The following is a 17,465-nucleotide window of genomic DNA, read 5'->3' as shown; positions in this document are numbered from 1 at the left end:
AGGTTTGCCCGGCTTGGATTGCAGGTCACTACAGCTATCGAGCGATTTCGGATTCCCTGCTCGTACCAGAAACGCGTCGCCGATGGACCAGACTGGCAGACTGAATGCGACCCGCGCGGCGCGTTCAGGCGTAGCGAAGAGCGGAACATTCATATTCCACCGACCCGCCGCGACACCGGGTAACAGTTCACTGAATGTCGTCAGGTGATGCTCGACGCGCGTGACACCGATCGCCGTGAGAACTCGCTCCGCCAACTCGATGTCTGCCCCGTCGCTGCCTGCCCCGATTCTGTCCAGCCGAACGGGGGTTCTTCGATATACGCGATCGTGACTTTCATTGCGTTGCTCGCAGAAAGGTAGAGAGCCCGGCAGGTGGTCGCAGCGGGCGTCGCTCAAGGCGCTCACTGCCTCGGCGCAGGCCCCTTGAGAAACGCCACATAGCCATTCTGGGTCTTGATGATCTTCGTGGCGCACTCGTCATAGTCCGGGCCCTTCGCATTGTCCGGCCCATACATGCCGCGGCACTGCGCGAAGAGCGTCAGCCTCGCACCGGTACCTCTCGCAACACGCGTCGCCGAAAAGGCGGCTTTGCCCGAACCGGAGGGCACGTCGGTCTCGATTGCGACCGCGTCCGCGCGCGTCACGGGTGTGTCGGAATGCTTCTCGACATAGCGCTTCGTGAGCGTCCAAGCGGCATCGCACGTCGCGGGTCCGTCGCAATCGACCGCCGCATTGCGCTGGGCGGCGGCAAGACTGGATTCGTTGTGGAGGTATGCCTGGGCCTGCTGCTCCTCCTTTTCGGCGGACGAGCAGCCTGTAAGCGCAAGCGCCACAAGCGCAAAGGCAGTGATCTTTTTCATGGGTAAAACTCCCTGGCCACGTTCGAGCGCGATTATAGCGGCGCGTCGGAAGCGTTCGCAGATTGGTTCGAACGGCGCGCATCGGCACCGTTCGGCGCAGGCACCGAGTTGGGCATTGCGATTCGCAGCCGCCCCGGTTTCCGCGCGTTGGGGGAGACGTCATTCATCCGATGGAAATAGAAGGCTGGCCGCTGCCCTCGCGCTATCGAAACATCGTGTGCGATTAAATCTTGTGCGATTGACATCGGCTTCCGCTCTCTGCATCATGCGACGCATGCGATTAAGTCGCATACGATGTAAATCATGAAGCCTCTATCCATCAAGGAACCCATCATGGCCAAGATCGAAAACGTCCTTTTCTCGGGTAAGACCCACACGACGGTCAACCGCGACCCCAGCGTCCGGCGCGGCGACTTTGGCGTCGTCGACCTCAAGCTGTCGGCGCGTGGCGGCGAAAACCACGACTTCATCGCCGTTGAGCCGCATCCGACCGCCGAGCAACTGTTCGCCGGCGCGTGGTCGGCTTGCTACATCAGTGCGCTCGGGATCGCTGCCTCGCTGAAGAAGGTGGCACTGCCGCCGGACCATTCGGTGGATATCCAGGTCGACATCGGCCAGACCGGCCCCGCGTGGTTCCTCGGCGCCCAATTTACCGTCCGGATTCCGGGGCTCGCGCAGGACGTCGCCGAGGCGATCGCGCACTCGGCTCATCAAATCTGTCCGTACTCCAAGGCCGTGCACGGAAATATCGACGTCGCCGTGAACGTCGTCACGGCGTGAGCCAGCGGCGCACGCACCTTTTACTCAACGTCATTTAGCGAGATTCGATCATGAAGACCAGACTCATCGTTGCACTGCTCGTCGCCGCTTCCGCTCCCGCGTTCGCCAGCGGCTATGGTCCTGCTCCTGCCTACCGGGGCTCGATTGGCGCTCCGGCGTCGCAACGCGGTCAGAGTGCGCAAACTCTGGCCGCCGAGCGTGACGCCGCCGGCGGCTCGCAAGCGGCATATGGCGGTGTAGCCGAGGGCCGCTCCGAGTCGGGAAGCCGTGCTGCTGTGACAGAAGCCGGCAACCTCTACGCGCACCGCTAGATCGTGCACCTCGTCGTCGCTGGGCCACCGTGCATTGTTTTGTTTGCGATGCGCAACGGGCCTGGCGTCGCGAGGTCATCGATACCGTTGAAAACGGAGGCGCCTCGAATTCAATCCATCGCGATATAATCGCGTGCGATATATGTCTCTCCGTACGAGCCAACGAGGACGCAAATGAAATCTATCGATCAGCCCGCACCGCTGCCGCTCTCCGACTTCCTGTGCTTTGCCATCTATTCCGCGAACCTGGCGTTCGGCAAGGCCTACAAGCCGATTCTCGACGAACTCGGGCTCACCTATCCGCAGTACATCACGATCGTGGCGCTGTGGGAGGAAGACAACCAGACCGTCAGCGGCTTGGGCGAGAAGCTGTTTCTCGAGTCCAACACGCTCACGCCGATGCTGAAGAAGCTCGAGGCGATGGGGTATCTCGAACGGCGGCGCGATCCCGAAGACGAGCGTCAGGTGCTGATCAGCCTCACGAAGAGTGGCCGGCGGCTGCGCGAAAAAAGCCTGAAGATGGATCTCACCGAGGAGACCGCGCTGGCGCCGGACGAGTTCGCGAAACTGCAGAAGGCGGTCGTGACGTTGCGCGACAATCTCGTCAAGGCGGTGCAGGAGAGGGAGTGAGCGCAGCGCGTTATTCTTTGGGCCATGCGTCCCTTTGCTTTGAGAGTCTTCTAATCGTCCCGCGATCGCTTTCTTGAGTCGGCGCGCCATTTCCCGGCGCCCACCGCATCGGACTTTCCCTGCCGGATTTTCAGCGAATCCCTACGCAATTCGCGCTGAAACAAATCGTAATCTTCTCCGTTAACAAAACGGAATGTGCCAACTACGGAGAGGACGTTGCGCGCTTGCGCAAACGTTTGCGCTTGCAGCCGGCCGTACCCGGCGCATTCATCCGTCAGCACCCGTTTTTCCCCCCACGGCCTCACCAACGGAACCACGACATGAACAAAACGAAAACGCTCGTCCCCATCACCCCAGGTCTTTCACGCCGCACCTTCCTGCACAGCCTCGGCGCACTCGTGTTGACCGCATGCGGCGGGGGTGGCGGCAGCGCCGGCGAAGCGGCGGTGAGCCGCTCGGCAGTCTCGGCCAAGGCGACGGTGAATGCCGCAAGCCTCGTACTCCCTAGCGCGGCAACCGGCGAGGCCAGCGTGACCACGAGCGGCGCGTTCGTTCACCCGGGCCTCCTGCACACGCAGGCCGACTTCGACCGCATGGCGCAGAAGGTCGCCGCGCAGACGCAACCCTGGTACGAGGGCTTCCAGGCGATGGCCGGCAACAGCCACACGCGCCTTTCCTGGTCGCCGCGGCCGGTCACCGTGGTCTATCGGGGCGGCTCGTATCCGCAGAACTATCCGCAGCTGTACGGTGACATCGCCGCCGCCTACGCGTGCGCGCTGTACTGGAAGGTCACCGGCAACACGGCATACGCCGACAAGGCGGTGCAGATCATGAACGCCTGGTCCTCGACGCTGCAGAGCATCAGCGGCGACACCAACGCCGATCTGGCCGCCGGCATCTACGGCTACGAGTTCGCGATCGTCGGCGAGATCATGCGCAGCTACTCGGGCCTGACTGCGGCCAATCTCTCGGCGTTCCAGTCGATGATGGCCAACATCTTCTATCCGATCAACATCGACTTCCTGAACCGCCACAACAACACCGACATCACCCACTACTGGGCCAACTGGGACCTCTGCAACACGGCGTCGATCATGGCGATCGGCGTGCTGACCGACGATCGCGCGATGTTCAACGAAGCGGTCGACTATTTCGTGAGCGGCCTCGGCAACGGCGCGATCGCGCAGGCGGTCTACTACCTGCACCCCGGCTATCTCGGCCAGTGGCAGGAGAGCGGGCGCGACCAGGGGCACAACACGCTCGGCATCGCGCTCGGCGGCGCGATCTGCGAAATGGCCTGGAACCAGGGCGTCGATCTCTACGGCTACGACAACAACCGCTTCCTCGCCGGCGCGGAGTATGTCGCGAAGGCGAACCTCAAGCAGTCCGACGGCACGTTCCTCACGGTGCCGTACGAGAGCTACGCGAATGTCGACGTGACGCAGCCGGGCTTTTCGACGGCCTCGCAAGGCACGCTTCGTCCGATCTGGGCGCTCGTCTACAACCACTACGTCAATCGCAAGGGGCTGGCGGCACCTTGGTCGGAGGCGTTCGCGCTTTCGATGCAGCCCGAGGGCGGCAGCGGGACTTACGACAACAGCAGCGGCGGCTACGATCAGTTCGGCTACGGCACGCTCACGTTCACGCGCGACCCGGTGACGCCTGCCGCCGCGCCGAGCGGCGTGACGGCCTGGCCGGCCGCGGGGCAGGTGGTGCTGTCGTGGTGGGGCGTGGCGAACGGCACGAGCTACAACGTCAAGCGCTCGGCGACGTCGGGCGGCCCGTACACGACAATCGCGAGCGGCATCACCGATCCGCTGACCTATACCGACAGCCCGGCGTCCGGCACCTGGTACTACGTCGTCAGCGCGACGACGGCGTCGGGCGAGGGCGCGAACTCGAGCGAGGTCGCCGCGGTGACGGCCGTTCAGCTGCACACGTACCTGACCTTCGATGAAGCCAGCAGCACGACGGCCGCCGATGCGACCGGCAACGGCCACACGGGCACGCTCAACGGCGGCGCGTCGCGCACGGCGGGCAAGGCCGGCAACGCGGTGCTGCTGGACGGATCGAGCGGCTACGTGAGCCTGCCCAACGACATCGTCGAAGACGTCTCGGATTTCACGATCGCGGCCTGGGTCTTCCGGAATTCGGCGAGCACGAAGCAGTGGGAGCGGGTGTTCGACTTCGGCTCGGGCACCGGCCGTTATATGATGCTTACCCCCGACAGCAACGGGGGTGCGGTGCGTTTCTCGATCACGCTCAATGGTTCCCACAACGAGCGTCAGGTCAACGGCACCGCGCCGCTGCCGAGCGGCCAATGGACACATGTGGCCGTTACGCTCTCGGGGACGACGCTCACGCTCTACGTCAACGGCAGCCAAGTCGGTCAGACGACCGGCGCGGCGTTCACGCCGTGGCGCCTCGGTCCGACCGCGCAGAACTGGATAGGGCGCTCGCAGTTCTCGGGTGACCCGTACTTCAACGGAGCCATCGACGAGTTCCGCATCTATCGCGGCGCCTTGCCGGCCGCTCAGGTCGCGGCGCTGGCGCAGGGCTGAGCGTCGTTTGTCGGCGGCGGCAGGCCTTGTGGGCAGGCCGCCGCAAGGGTCGTGTTTACCTGGACTATGGGCCAAGTAGATTTTGGCTATGGACTAGATAGAAACTATTAAATTGGTGTTCTGATAGTTTTCTTGCAAACTGGCACCTGCTTACACGACAGCACCTTTTCACAACCCACCCATCGCTTATAGGAAGCTTTATGTCGCTCATCAACACCCAAGTCCAACCGTTCAAAGCACAAGCATTCCACAACGGCAAGTTCGTTGAAGTTACGGAGCAGTCGCTCTTGGGCAAGTGGTCGGTCGTGATCTTCATGCCGGCTGCGTTCACCTTCAACTGCCCGACCGAAGTCGAGGACGCGGCAGAAAACTACGCCGAGTTCCAGAAGGCCGGCGCGGAAGTCTACATCGTCACCACCGACACGCACTTCTCGCACAAGGTGTGGCACGAAACGTCGGACGCAGTGGGCAAGGCGAAATTCCCGCTGGTCGGCGACCCGACGCACCAGCTGACCAACGCCTTCGGCGTGCACATCCCGGAAGAAGGCCTGGCGCTGCGCGGCACCTTCATCATCAACCCGCAAGGCACGATCAAGACGTCGGAAGTGCATGACAACGCGATCGCTCGCGACGTGTCGGAATCGCTGCGCAAGCTGAAGGCTGCGCAATTCGTCGCCAACAACCCTGGCCAGGTCTGCCCGGCCAAGTGGAAGGAAGGCGCGAAGACGCTGACCCCGTCGCTGGAACTGGTCGGCAAGATCTAAGCGGCATCTAAGCAGCATCCATCGTCATTGACTTGACGAACCGGCCGGGGGCCTCCCGGCCGGCATCGAAACAGCACGTTTGTAACCTCTCAAGCATCGGGGATCACTATGTTGGACGACAGCCTCAAAGCCCAGTTGGAAGCCTATCTGCAGCGCGTCACGCGGCCGCTCGAAATCGTCGCGTCGCTGGACGACCAGCCGAGCTCGCGCGAGCTCGAAGCGCTGCTGCAGACCATCGCCGGGCTGTCGGACAAGATCACCGTGCGCACCGACGGCAACGACGAGCGCAAGCCGTCGTTCAGCCTGAACCCGGTGGGCGGCAAGCAAAGCCTGCGTTTCGCGGCTATCCCGCTCGGCCATGAATTCACCTCGCTCGTGCTCGCGCTCCTCTGGACCGGCGGCCATCCGCCCAAGGTCGAGCCCGAAGTCATCGAGCGGATCTTGGCGCTCGACGGCGACTATCGCTTCGAGGTCTACATGTCGCTGTCGTGCCATAACTGCCCGGACGTCGTGCAGGCGCTGAGCCTGATGTCGGTGGTCAATCCGCGTGTGCAGACCGTGGTGATCGACGGCGGGCTGTTCCAGGACGAAGTCGATGCACGCCAGATCATGGCGGTGCCGTGCGTCTACCTGAACGGCGAAATGTTCGGCGCGGGCCGCATGGCGCTCGAAGAAATCGTCGCCAAGCTCGATACTAATTCCGCCGAGCGCGAAGCGGCCAAGCTCAACGCCAAGGACGCCTTCGACGTGCTGATCGTCGGCGGCGGCCCGGCCGGTTCCGCGGCGGCGGTCTATGCGGCGCGCAAGGGCATCGACACGGGCATCGCGGTCGAACGCATGGGCGGCCAGGTCAACGACACGCTGTCGATCGAGAACTACATCTCGGTGCTCGAGACCGACGGCCCGAAATTCTCCGCCGCGCTCGAAGCGCAAGTGCGCCACTACGGTGTCGACATCATGTCGCAGCAGCGCGCCGTCGAGCTGATTCCGGCCGCGCAGCCGGGCGGCCTGGTTGGCGTGCGCATGGAAAACGGCGCCGTGCTGAAGAGCCGCAGCGTCATTCTTTCGACCGGCGCGCGCTGGCGCAACGTCAACGTGCCGGGCGAGCAGGAGTACAAGAACAAGGGCGTGGCCTACTGCCCGCACTGCGACGGCCCGCTGTTCAAGGGCAAGCGCGTGTCGGTGATCGGCGGCGGCAACTCGGGCGTGGAAGCGGCGATCGACCTCGCGGGCGTCGTCGAGCACGTCACGCTGATCGAGTTCAACGACCAGCTCAAGGCCGATGCGGTGCTGGTGGCGAAGCTCCATAGCCTGCCGAACGTGACGGTCAAGACGAACGCGCAGACGACCGAGATCACCGGCGACGGCAACAAGGTCAACGGCCTGCGCTTCAAGGACCGCGCGAGCGGCGCCGAGCACACGGTCGCACTGGAAGGCGTGTTCGTGCAGATCGGCCTCGTGCCCAACACGGAGTGGCTGAAGGGCACGCTGGAGCTGAGCCGGTTCGGCGAGATCGCCGTCGACGCGAAGGGTCACACGAACGTGCCGGGCGTGTTTGCCGCGGGCGACTGCACGACGGTGCCGTACAAGCAGATCGTGATCGCCGCGGGTGACGGCGCGAAGGCTGCGCTGAGCGCATTCGACTACCTGATCCGCACGCCGGCGGTTGAAGAAACGGCTGGGGAAGTGCGTACGGTCGAGGCTTGATTGGCTTAGGAGGTTAGCCGCCAAGCCTTGAGTTGAACGAGCCGAACGCCGCGTCTTGAGACGCGGCGTTCGGCTTTTTGTCTTTATGCGGTGCAGTGCGTTCGTCGAGAACTCACATCAATGCAACAAGCCGTGCGCCAATACGCGCAGCTCATCGAATTGAGTCGTCAATTCGAAGCTGAGCAGGAATGCCACGCTATAAAACACGCCGGGATAGCGCAGCGCGAATGCAAGCATGGGCGCGGCGATGTGCGTGCGTATCGCGCTCGCGTTCATGGCGCACGTGATACCGACGCCGAGCGCAGCGCCGCCTAGCACGTCCGTAGGGTAGTGCAAGCCGAGACAGATGCGTGGCAGGCCGATCAGCACGATCGCGTGGAATAGCGCGTAAATGCCCCAGGGCCGCGACGCAAGCAAAATGCCTGTGGCAACCGCGGACCAGAGCATGACGTGATCGCTCGGAAACGCGCTCCACGTTCGCAGCACCGGCTCCTCGACCATGGCCTGAGGAAAGAACGCACGCAGCGCAGGCTCATACATGGGCCGCAGGCGAAACGGCAGATAGTGCGCACCGAGACGGCCGGCCGCCAGCGCGAGGAACCCGCTCGCGATCGCGATCACGACAATTTCGCGCTGGCGTCGCCGGACGGCCTCTGCCTCGGGGTCTTCGGCGTTGTCGCGCCTGAACCAGATCCACCATAGCAGCGCTATCAAGCCCACGCCCTTGAACAGGTACATGTTCACCACGGTTTCGACGACGTGCAGGAAACGCGGAGAGCGCATGGCTTCCTGGCTCATGAACCCGATGAACCCTGTATCGACGAGGTTGATGATCGAATGCATTATTTACCCGGCAATTCGTCAGGACAGCAAGATTTTTACTGCCATTGTCAAGTCGCTTCATCACATGTTTGCCAGTGCATGACTGCGCGGTGAAACGCTCGATGGCTGGTGACGGCAATTGTCGTATTCATATGAACACGCCGTATGTGCGCTGACGCATGTCGCGTGCCAGGCAATGCCCAGCCGATACGCTTTGTGCTTCGCCAAACGGGTCGGCAATTCGGGTGCCGTGGCTCAAGCACAATCCTGATTCGCTATCGTTCTACCCGGATCTTCTTGATTGAAGTACGCCTACGTTGCATTCCCCACCGAATCGTGTGGATTCTCCTTGGGCTTTCTGGAGTCGGAATCGTGCAAGCTTCTCCCCTGAATTCAAGCCCGCCCGCCAACCTGTCCGTCGAACCTCAGTCCGAGCCGGCGATACAGGAAGAGCGCCGCAGGTCGCCTTCTCCTGCCCCCGAACCAGTACTGCCGCGCGCGCCTCGCCGGCAACTCGCGGGCGATTCGACGCCGAGCAGCAGGCGTCGTCTTCTCAGCCCGATCGCGTTCGGCAAGCCGGATGAAACTTCGGCTATCCAAATGGCAATGCTGGGCGCTGCGAATTCGGCTGGCGTGACGGCGTTGCCCGAGCACGCCGAGGTCCGTCCCAAGGACCCTAAAACCGAAGCTCGCTATTTGAAGTCAATGGAAGCGGCAGAGCAGGCGAAACCGGCTCCAACTTATGCGGCTACCCGTCCCGCGCCTGGTGCGCCGTGGAGCGACAAGCAGGTCGAAGCCGCCTGGAAGCTGGTGAGTGCCAAACAGACGGCCCTCAAGGAAGAGCAGGCCCGGGGTCCGAGCGTGGAAAGAGCCGCGCAGATACAACGCTGCCTGGCAGTCGACCTGGCGCTGCTTGCTCCTGGTACGGCGTTGCAGCTTGCGCCCGTCGAGGACATCGACACGAAATACAAGCATTTCCGGGCAGCTTGCCAAGGCACGGACCTGACGTTCAAGGACGGCGGCGAAACGGAAACCGAGGCGAACGGCACATTGAACGTTTTGCTGCGTGCGATCACTGAAGGAAACGTGTTTCCGCCAGACGCTCGCGTCGACGGCCGCCATCCCTACGAGTTGCTCGGCACGCTGTCGCGATTGTCTGCGCCGGACAACGAGATGGCGACAGAAACGTTGCACCACCTGCTGCAGGAGTGTTCTCCGAAGGCGCGCGCGGACCTTGGCGCCGTTGCGTTGATGGACATGGAACAGCAAGTCTCGCGCTCGTGGCAGGACTATGCACTCTGGGCGTTCAGCACGGGTCTGGCGGGAGCAGTGGGATCCGCTGCGGATAAGCAGGAAGTTTCGGTCCGCAAGAACCTGGGCCTGAAACCTGGCGAGGCGGCCTCCTCGGCCTGGGACAAATTCGTGCTGGCCGCCGCGGATGCCACCACCTCGGGCGACTCGGAAGTCGGCGATGGACTCATCGTCAATAGGATGGACAATCTCGCGCACCATGAAGGCATAGGATTCAAGTGGGAGGATCTGCCGCAGATGGCCAAGTCATGGCTCCTCGGGACCATCACCGCGTTGCCGTCGAGCGCGCTCACCTATGCCAACTTGCACAAAGCGGCAACGGTGGCTTTGGGCCTGCCGGCGAACCTCATCGCCGCTGTCGGCTCTGCGGCGCCATTGCCGATGGCGCTCCAAAAGCGCAACGATCTCAGCCGCGCCGTGACGGTCGAACTGATCGGCGACGGCCTGATGACCCCGATGCACAAGGACGAGATCGGCCGGTTGGCTGACGCTTCCGAACGCATTTCCACCAGTGGCCAGATCATGCAAAAAGGCGGAGCTTGGACTCTCTTGGGCGGATTGGCCACATGGCTGGTTCAGTCGGGCAAATCCAGCCAAGGGGAAGCCCTTGCGGTGACACAACGGTTGTTGCTGAACCCGATGGAAGCGCACTCGATGATCGGCGGAGGCTTGCTGGCGGAATACGCATCTTTCCTCGGCACGAAACGCCGGTCCGAAAAGAGCGCCGACATGACGAGCCTGGTGCTCAACAACGCGCTGGAAGGCAAAGAGACGACGATTGCCGACATTATCGACGTCCACGAGCCATCGTTCGAAAGGCTGTTCCAGGGGGTTGGCCGAGGCGTCAGCACGGGAGTGAATGCACTCGTCAACGCCGGGGAGAAAGGTGTTCGCGCGAGCGCGAACGCCGCGGCACGGACCGTCGGGTATTCCGTCAAGCCGCCCATGCGTAATCGAATCGACTACGATAAGGCTGGCCCCGGGCGAAATCCGGGCGGCACACATCTGCAGGCATCAATCAGCAGGTTGGAGCAAGGCGGCGACGCGATGGGAACGGCCGCCATTCCCATGGAAAACCTCGATCGCCGCAGCGCCGCGGATGTGGACCTGGAGCGCGGGGATCTCGACTTCGGGTCCCCAATGGCCGTAAGGCGAAGTCGTTGACACCCAGGGTCCTCGAAGGACGTGCTTTGAAGATCGCTTATTTTCTTTCAACCCGGCCGATGCGGACCATGCCCAGCCGATAGTAGCCGCCGTTAATCGGCGTATTAACGCGGCGCGGATCCGGCGATTTGCACCCGGTTGCGTCCGGCGCGCAGGCGGCCGGTCGAGAGCACGACGACGACAGCGGCCACGTTGATGAACAGGATGACGAGCGCCGCCCCATGGCCCGCATCGGTTGCGGGACCGAGCGCTTGCGGCAGGGGCATATGGATCGCGAAGGCGCCGAGCGCAACGGCCAGTGCGACGGGGCCGCCGATCAGCGCCCAGGCCCACGAGCCGACGTGCTCGGGATCGACGGAGCGGTGCTTGAACCGCTCGCGGATCAAGGCGGCCAGCATCGCGAGCAGCGGAAAGCCGCCGTGCCAGAAGACCCAGATCCAGCCGGCGCTGGCCGGTCCCGCGCCGAACAGGCCGGTGGGCGTGATGACGCCCGGATACGTCAGGAGCTGCAAGGCGACGGCCGCCGCCGTATAGGCGTAGGCGCCGCCGAGCGCGCAGAGCATCAGTTGACGCGTCGCGGCAAAGCGCGCGCAGAGCAGGACAAGCAGCGCAAAGCCCCCGGCGACCGCCGCCTGTTTGCGTGTGGCGCGCTGTATCAGCAAGTCTTCCATCGCACTTGTCTCGTTTGTCGTCGTCGCGTTTTTGCCGCTGGCAAGCCTGGCGGTGGATGGCGCGGCCGGTTTGCGGGCTGGTCTGTGCCTGAACCGGGTCGTCCATTCTCCTGCAGATCGAACTGCGATAGCACATCGTTGCGCGCCTGCGAGCGGCCCTATGCGCCGTGTCATATCATGTCCGTTTCCCTCAGCATGACTGCCCTACAAGGCAAATCCAGGCCAATCGACATGACCGAGTCCAGCAACCCGCTGCTGCAAGACTGGCACACCCCATACCAGTTGCCGCCGTTTGCGCAGATCAAGCCCGAGCACTTCATCCCCGCCTTCAAGACGTTGTTCGCCGAGCATCTCGCTCAAATCGATGCGCTCGCCGAGAACCCCGCGGCGCCCACGTTCGAGAACACCGCTGCCGCGCTCGATGCCGCCGGCGCGCGTCTGCAGCGTGTGCACCTGCTGTTCGAAAACCTGTGCTCGTCCGAATCGCCGGCCGAGCTGCAGGCTGTCGAGCGCGAGATGGCGCCGCTTCTGGCCGCGCACGCGAGCAAGGTATCGATGCACGCAGGCTTCTTCGCGCGGCTCGACGCGGTGCACCGGCAAGCCGCGACGCTCCCGCTCACCGAAGAGCAGCAGCGCCTGCTGCAGCGTTTGCATACCGATTTCGTGCGCACCGGCGCGACGCTCAAGGGTGCGGCGCGCGAGCGCTTTGCGGCGATCGCGGAACGTCTCGCGGACCTGCACACGCAGTTCGCGCAGAACGTGCTCGCCGATGAAGCGACCTATCAACTGCCGCTGACCACCGAGGCCGACCTCGCCGGCCTGCCCGATTTCCTGCGCGGGGCCGCGAAGGGCGCGGGGCAGGAGCGCGGCCTCCACGGCCATGTGATCACGCTCTCGCGCTCGCTGGTGCTGCCGTTCCTCACGTGGTCCACGCGCCGCGACCTGCGCGAAGCGGCGTGGCACGCCTGGACGAGCCGCGGCGAAACGCCGGGACGCGACAACCGTCCGCTCGCGCGCGAAATCCTGGCGCTGCGCCACGAGCAGGCGCAATTGCTCGGCTACGACAGCTACGCCGACTACGCGCTCGCCGACCGCATGGCGGGCAAGCCGTCCGCGGTCTACGAGCTGTTCCGGCAGGTCTGGGAGCCCGCCAAGGCGAGCGCCGAAGCGGAGCGCGAGGCGCTCGCCGCGCAAGCCGCGGCGCTCGGCGAACCCACGGACATCGAGCCGTGGGACTGGTACTACCTCGCGGAGAAAGTGCGCGCAGTCCGCTACGCGCTCGACGACGCGGAGGTCAAGCCGTACTTCAGCCTCGACGCGATGCTCGGAGCGATGTTCGATTGCGCCGGCCGCCTGTTCGGGCTGACGTTCGTCGAGCAGACCGGCGTGCCGCTCTATCACCCGGACGTGCGCCTGTGGGAAGTGCGCCGCGGCGGCGAGCTCGCCGGCATCTTCCTCGGCGACAACTACGCGCGGCCCAACAAGCAGGGCGGCGCGTGGATGAGCGTCTATCGCCACCAATCGCGCAACGGCGGCATGTCGCTGCCGGTGGTGGTGAACAACAACAACTTCGCACGCGCCGGCGACGGCCCGACGCTCTTGAGCTTCGAGGACGTGCGCACCTTGTTCCATGAATTCGGCCACGGCCTGCATGGGCTGCTGTCCGACGTGGGCTACGGACGTCTGTCGGGCACGAACGTGCCGCGCGATTACGTCGAGCTGCCTTCGCAGCTGATGGAGAACTGGGCGACGGTGCCCGAGGTGCTGGGCAAGCACGCGCGTCACGTCGTGACGGGCGAGCCGATTCCTGCTGCGCTGATCGAACGCATCCGCGCGTCGCAAACCTTCAATCAGGGTTTCGAAACGGTGGCTTATGCGTCGTCGGCGCTGATCGACATGGCGCTGCATTTGCAGGAGAACCCTGCCGGGATCGATATCGCGAGCTTCGAGGAGCAAGAGCGCGAGCGCCTCGGCGTGCCGCGCGCAGTCGGCATGCGCCATCGCTTGCCGCACTTCGGGCATGTCTTCAGCGGCTCGTACTATGCCGCGGGCTACTACGTCTACATGTGGGCGGAGGTGCTGGAGGCCGAGGCGTTCGATGCTTTCGAAGAAGCGGGCAACGCGTTCGATCCTGCGCTGGCGGAGAAGCTGTATCGGTATATCTACAGCGCGGGCGACAGCCGCGAAGAGCGCGCCGCGTTTCGCGCGTTCCGCGGGCGCGATCCGCAGGCCGCGCCGATGCTGCGCAAGCGGGGATTGCTGGCGGCTTGAGGCTTGAGCCGGGCGAGCAAGGCTGGGACGAGGAGACAGATTCGCACTTTCCCCCCGTACAATTACGCCGCGACGCAGGCATTGGCCTGCCTATTAGTCTCGGATTTGTACGATGCGAAATATCTTGCTGAATTGGAAGATGGGGAATTTCTCGGGCTGGGGCATTCTCGGCCTGAACCTTTTTGCCCAGTGGGCGAACCTGCCGTATATCCGGCCGATCATGGGATATCCGATCGACCCTTATGACCTGCCGATGGTCGATCCGCTCAGGCTCATTTGCTTGCGCAATGCGTTCGGCGAAGCCAACAACTACCTCGCCAGACTACAGCCGGACTCGCGGGGACAGCGAAAGCTCAAGGGAACGGTGATCGACGGGCTCGGCAGCGACCTCGCCGGCGGAGCATTCTTCGGCGATGCGAACATCGGCCGCTGCGTGTTCGAGGATACGACGCTCGGCAATGCGCGCGAGAAGCTGGCGCGATACGACCAGCTGCTGTGCGGTTCCAATTGGAACGCCGGCCTGCTCGAGGCGAAGACGGGCCGCAGGCCAAAGGTCATTTTCGAGGGCGTGGATACATCGATTTTCTGTCCGGGCCCACGCTCGGGCATTTTCGACGCATCGAAGTTCTACATTTTCTCGGGCGGCAAGATCGAGCACCGGAAGGGGCAAGACGTGACCCTGCTCGCTTTTCGCGAGTTCTCGCGCCGTCACGAAGATGCCGTTCTCGTCACCGCGTGGCATTCGCTCTGGCCGCAATCCGTGGTGGGATACAAGGGGCGGCTCGATCATCCCGTCCAACTGGACGCGCAGGGACAGTTCGACATTCGGCGCTGGGTTCACGAAAACGGCATCGATCCGGCGCGGGTCCTCGACCTTCGGCCGATTCCCAATGCGCTCATGCCCGTTGTGCTGCGGGAAATGGATGTCTGCGTGCAGCCTTCGCGTGCCGAAGCTTGCACGAACCTGCTCGCAAAGGAGGCGATGGCATGTGCGGTGCCCGTCATCGTCACGGCGAACACGGGAATGCTCGATCTCGTCGCCGACGGAAACTGTGTGCCGTTGACGAGGCAGACGCCGGTTGTCGACTATCCGGCGATGGGCACGGAAGGCTGGGGCGAGCCCGACGTCGACGAGTTGCTCGAAGCATTGGAGTGGGCCTATCGGAATCGATCCGCGGCAAAGGCCATCGGGGTCGCGGGAAGCCAGTGGCTGACCGAACAGGGACGGACGTGGTCGGCGCACGCCAAGCAGGTGTTGGAATGGGTGATGGCCGCATGACGTCATTGGCCGGCGGCACGGCGATACGGCGAACGCCGTACCCGCGCGCGGTCAGCGCCCCGCCGCCCGCAGCGCGAACGTAAACACCGCCCCGCCGCGCGGCTCGTCGACGAGCCGCGCCTCGCTGCCGTGCAGTTGCAGCATCCGCTGCACGAGCAGCAGCCCGAGCCCGCCGCGATGCGCGTCGCCGGGCGCCACCTCCCACGATCCCACCGGGCGCCGGAACAGGCGCTCGCGCAAGGCCGCCGGCACGCCAGGCCCGGTATCGCGCACGGTCACCGTCACGTCGCCGTCGCGCGTGGCCAGTTCGACGGCGACATGCCCGCCCTCGGGCGTGTGCCGCAATGCGTTGTCGAGCAGATTGGTCAGCACGCGCTCGATCATGCCGAGATCGGCATGGACGTTCGGCAGGCGCGGCTCGATCCGCGCGTCGAGCGTCACGTCGCGCGCCTTCGCGGTCAGTTCGAACTTGGCGAACACGTCCTGCACGAGATCAACCAGCGAGCCGTCCTCGATCGCTGGCTGCACGAGGCCTGATTCGAGCCGCGCCAGCTCGAACAGCGCTCGCGCGAGGCGGCCGACCTTCTCGCTCTGCGCGAGCGCGATCGACAGATAACGGTCGCGTTCGCCGGCCTCGAGCGTCGCGCCCTTGAGCGCGAGCGTCTCCAGATAACCGTGCAAGGACGTCAGCGGCGTGCGCAGATCATGCGAGAGATTCGCGATCAGTTCGCGCCGCTGCTGGTCCTGTCGCTTCAGCTCGCGCCACTGCTCGCCGATCCGGTCGGCCATCTGCTCGAAGGTGGTTTCGAGCACGGCGATCTCGTCGCGCGCACCGGCCGCCGACGAATGCGGCAGCGGCGGCTGCGCGTCGGGCTCGCCGTTCGCATCGAAGCGGCGCATCGCGTCGGCGAAGCGGCGCAACGGCCGCGTGATCAGCCCGAATGCGGTCAGCCCGGCCAGCAGCCCGAGCAGCGCGACGAGCGCGATCGACCACAGCGTCGTGCGCAGCACCGAACTGGCCGCCACGCGCGCCGCCAGTTCGTCGTGCGCCTCGCCGAGCAGCACGACGTAGATATAGCCCGACGGCGCGCGGCCCGGCAGCTGCAGCGGCGCCGCGCTGAACACCTTGCGCGCGTCGAGGCTGCGCGGATCGTCGCCGAGGATCGGCAGCGGCTTGCCGGCGAGGAAGCGCTTCACCGGCGCGAGATCGACGCGGTCGCGCTTGACGCGGCCGGGCGGCGCATCGTCGCCGCGAATGCGCCCCTCGTTGTCGAGCAGATAGACCTCGACGCTCGGATTGACGCTCATCAGTTGCCCGAACAGTTGCCGCACCGCGTCGGTTCGCAGGCCGTTGTCGTCCATCAGCGACGCGCTCAGCGCGATATGCCCGGCGAGATCGCGCGAGAGCCGCTGCACGACCTCTTTCTCGTGCATGTCGCTGGCGCGGATCTGGATCCACGCGGATGCGCCGCAGCAGGCGAGCAGCAGCACCGAGAAAGCGACGGCGAGCCGCTGCGTCAGGGTCAGGCGGCGCATCATGCCTCCTTGCCCGCGCCGGGCGGTTCGGACGCGGCGGCCGGCCCCGGCGCGACGAGCTTGTAGCCGCGCCCCCAGACGGTCAGGATGCGCGCCGGCTGGGCCGGATCGGCCTCGATCTTGGCGCGGAGCCGGTTGATGTGGGTGTTGACGGTGTGCTCGTAGCCCTCGTGCTGATAGCCCCAGACGGCATTGAGCAGGTCGTTGCGCGAGAACGCCTTGCCCGGATGGCGCGCGAAGTGATAGAGCAGGTCGAATTCGCGCGGCGTCAGGTCGATCGGTGCGCCGTCGACGGCGGCCTCGCGCGTCAGCGGATCGAGCGTCAGCCCGCCCACGTCGACGCGCCCGGCGTCGGGACGCGTGTCGCGCGACAGCGCCTCGACGCGCCGCAGCAGCGCCTTCACGCGCGCGACGAGTTCGAGCATCGAGAACGGCTTGGCGAGGTAGTCGTCGGCGCCGAGTTCGAGGCCGAGGATCCGGTGCACCTCGCTCGAGCGCGCGCTGATGATGATGATCGGCGTGTAGCGCTCCATCGCGCGCGCCCGGCGACAGATCTCGAGGCCGTCGACACCGGGCAGCATCAGGTCCAGGATCAGCGCGTCCCAGTTGCCTTGTTCGAGACGGCGCAGACCGTCGTCGCCGTTCGCGCAGTGCACGACCTCGTAGCGCTCGTCGCGCAGGTGCAGCGCGAGCACGTCGGCGATGTCGGCGTCGTCTTCGACGATCAGGATGCGTTTCTGTGAGTCCATACGCGTCAGGAAATAGCAAGCAAGTCACACGGCGCCGACCGGCCGCCGG

The 17,465-nt window shown here is 64.6% G+C and carries 14 protein-coding genes and 1 pseudogene; 9 read left to right on the top strand and 6 right to left on the bottom strand.

The annotated features are described in order from the left end of the window. Positions 1-9: 9 nt before the first annotated feature. Positions 10-338 (bottom strand): annotated as a pseudogene (locus tag FAZ69_RS22020) (transporter substrate-binding domain-containing protein); the annotation flags it as partial. Between the two features lie 63 nt (positions 339-401). Then, positions 402-860 (bottom strand): lipoprotein, encoded by a 459-nt coding sequence (locus FAZ69_RS22015; protein ID WP_136897207.1) that lies wholly within the window; start codon positions 858-860, stop codon positions 402-404. Positions 861-1,193: 333 nt separating this feature from the next. Here FAZ69_RS22015 and FAZ69_RS22010 point away from each other — a divergent pair, with 333 nt between their 5' ends. The 6 genes from FAZ69_RS22010 (at position 1,194) to ahpF (ending at position 7,613) form a co-directional block, all read left to right on the top strand. Next, positions 1,194-1,640, top strand: coding sequence for an Ohr family peroxiredoxin (locus FAZ69_RS22010; protein ID WP_136897206.1), 447 nt, complete (start codon positions 1,194-1,196; stop codon positions 1,638-1,640). Positions 1,641-1,690: 50 nt separating this feature from the next. Further along, positions 1,691-1,951, top strand: a complete 261-nt coding sequence (locus tag FAZ69_RS22005; RefSeq protein WP_136897205.1) for a hypothetical protein — start codon at positions 1,691-1,693, stop codon at positions 1,949-1,951. 174 nt (positions 1,952-2,125) lie between these two features. Next, positions 2,126-2,581 carry a MarR family winged helix-turn-helix transcriptional regulator gene (locus tag FAZ69_RS22000; protein ID WP_136897204.1) on the top strand — a complete coding sequence of 152 codons (456 nt, stop codon included), beginning with the start codon at positions 2,126-2,128 and terminating at the stop codon, positions 2,579-2,581. 320 nt (positions 2,582-2,901) lie between these two features. Further along, entirely contained in the window at positions 2,902-5,142 is a 2,241-nt protein-coding gene (locus tag FAZ69_RS21995) for a LamG-like jellyroll fold domain-containing protein (RefSeq protein WP_136897203.1), read from the top strand. Between the two features lie 200 nt (positions 5,143-5,342). Beyond that, entirely contained in the window at positions 5,343-5,906 is a 564-nt protein-coding gene (gene ahpC / locus FAZ69_RS21990; protein WP_136897202.1) for an alkyl hydroperoxide reductase subunit C, read from the top strand. Positions 5,907-6,014: 108 nt separating this feature from the next. Beyond that, positions 6,015-7,613 (top strand): alkyl hydroperoxide reductase subunit F, encoded by a 1,599-nt coding sequence (gene ahpF, locus FAZ69_RS21985; RefSeq protein ID WP_136897201.1) that lies wholly within the window; start codon positions 6,015-6,017, stop codon positions 7,611-7,613. Positions 7,614-7,730: 117 nt separating this feature from the next. Here ahpF and FAZ69_RS21980 read toward each other — a convergent pair whose 3' ends face one another. Further along, positions 7,731-8,456, bottom strand: coding sequence for a phosphatase PAP2 family protein (locus FAZ69_RS21980; protein WP_136897200.1), 726 nt, complete (start codon positions 8,454-8,456; stop codon positions 7,731-7,733). A gap of 351 nt (positions 8,457-8,807) precedes the next feature. Here FAZ69_RS21980 and FAZ69_RS21975 point away from each other — a divergent pair, with 351 nt between their 5' ends. Continuing rightward, entirely contained in the window at positions 8,808-10,910 is a 2,103-nt protein-coding gene (locus FAZ69_RS21975) for a hypothetical protein (RefSeq protein ID WP_136897199.1), read from the top strand. A 104-nt stretch (positions 10,911-11,014) separates the two neighbouring features. On the opposite strand, the gene FAZ69_RS21970 is transcribed toward FAZ69_RS21975, so the two are convergent. Then, positions 11,015-11,581, bottom strand: coding sequence for an MASE4 domain-containing protein (locus tag FAZ69_RS21970; protein WP_169708725.1), 567 nt, complete (start codon positions 11,579-11,581; stop codon positions 11,015-11,017). Between the two features lie 231 nt (positions 11,582-11,812). Between FAZ69_RS21970 and FAZ69_RS21965 the strand changes: the two genes are divergently transcribed. Both FAZ69_RS21965 and FAZ69_RS21960 read left to right on the top strand, forming a co-directional pair. Further along, complete coding sequence (locus tag FAZ69_RS21965) at positions 11,813-13,852, top strand: M3 family metallopeptidase (RefSeq protein WP_136897197.1); 2,040 nt, start codon at positions 11,813-11,815, stop codon at positions 13,850-13,852. Positions 13,853-13,964: 112 nt separating this feature from the next. Then, on the top strand, positions 13,965-15,131 hold the full coding sequence (locus tag FAZ69_RS21960) for a glycosyltransferase family 4 protein (protein ID WP_136897196.1): 1,167 nt from the start codon (positions 13,965-13,967) through the stop codon (positions 15,129-15,131). 51 nt (positions 15,132-15,182) lie between these two features. Here FAZ69_RS21960 and FAZ69_RS21955 read toward each other — a convergent pair whose 3' ends face one another. Together FAZ69_RS21955 and FAZ69_RS21950 are read right to left on the bottom strand one after the other, a co-directional pair. After that, the gene (locus FAZ69_RS21955) at positions 15,183-16,667 is read right to left on the bottom strand and encodes a sensor histidine kinase (RefSeq protein WP_136897195.1); all 1,485 of its coding nucleotides are present in this window, start codon (positions 16,665-16,667) and stop codon (positions 15,183-15,185) included. Beyond that, the gene (locus tag FAZ69_RS21950) at positions 16,667-17,416 is read right to left on the bottom strand and encodes a response regulator transcription factor (RefSeq protein ID WP_136897194.1); all 750 of its coding nucleotides are present in this window, start codon (positions 17,414-17,416) and stop codon (positions 16,667-16,669) included. The genes FAZ69_RS21955 and FAZ69_RS21950 overlap by 1 nt, the downstream gene beginning before the upstream one ends. Positions 17,417-17,465 lie beyond the last annotated feature (49 nt).

Source organism: Trinickia terrae (assembly GCF_005144415.1).
In the GTDB taxonomy this organism is placed as follows: Bacteria; Pseudomonadota; Gammaproteobacteria; order Burkholderiales; family Burkholderiaceae; genus Trinickia_A; species Trinickia_A terrae.
This window is presented reverse-complemented; position numbering and strand designations above follow the sequence as displayed.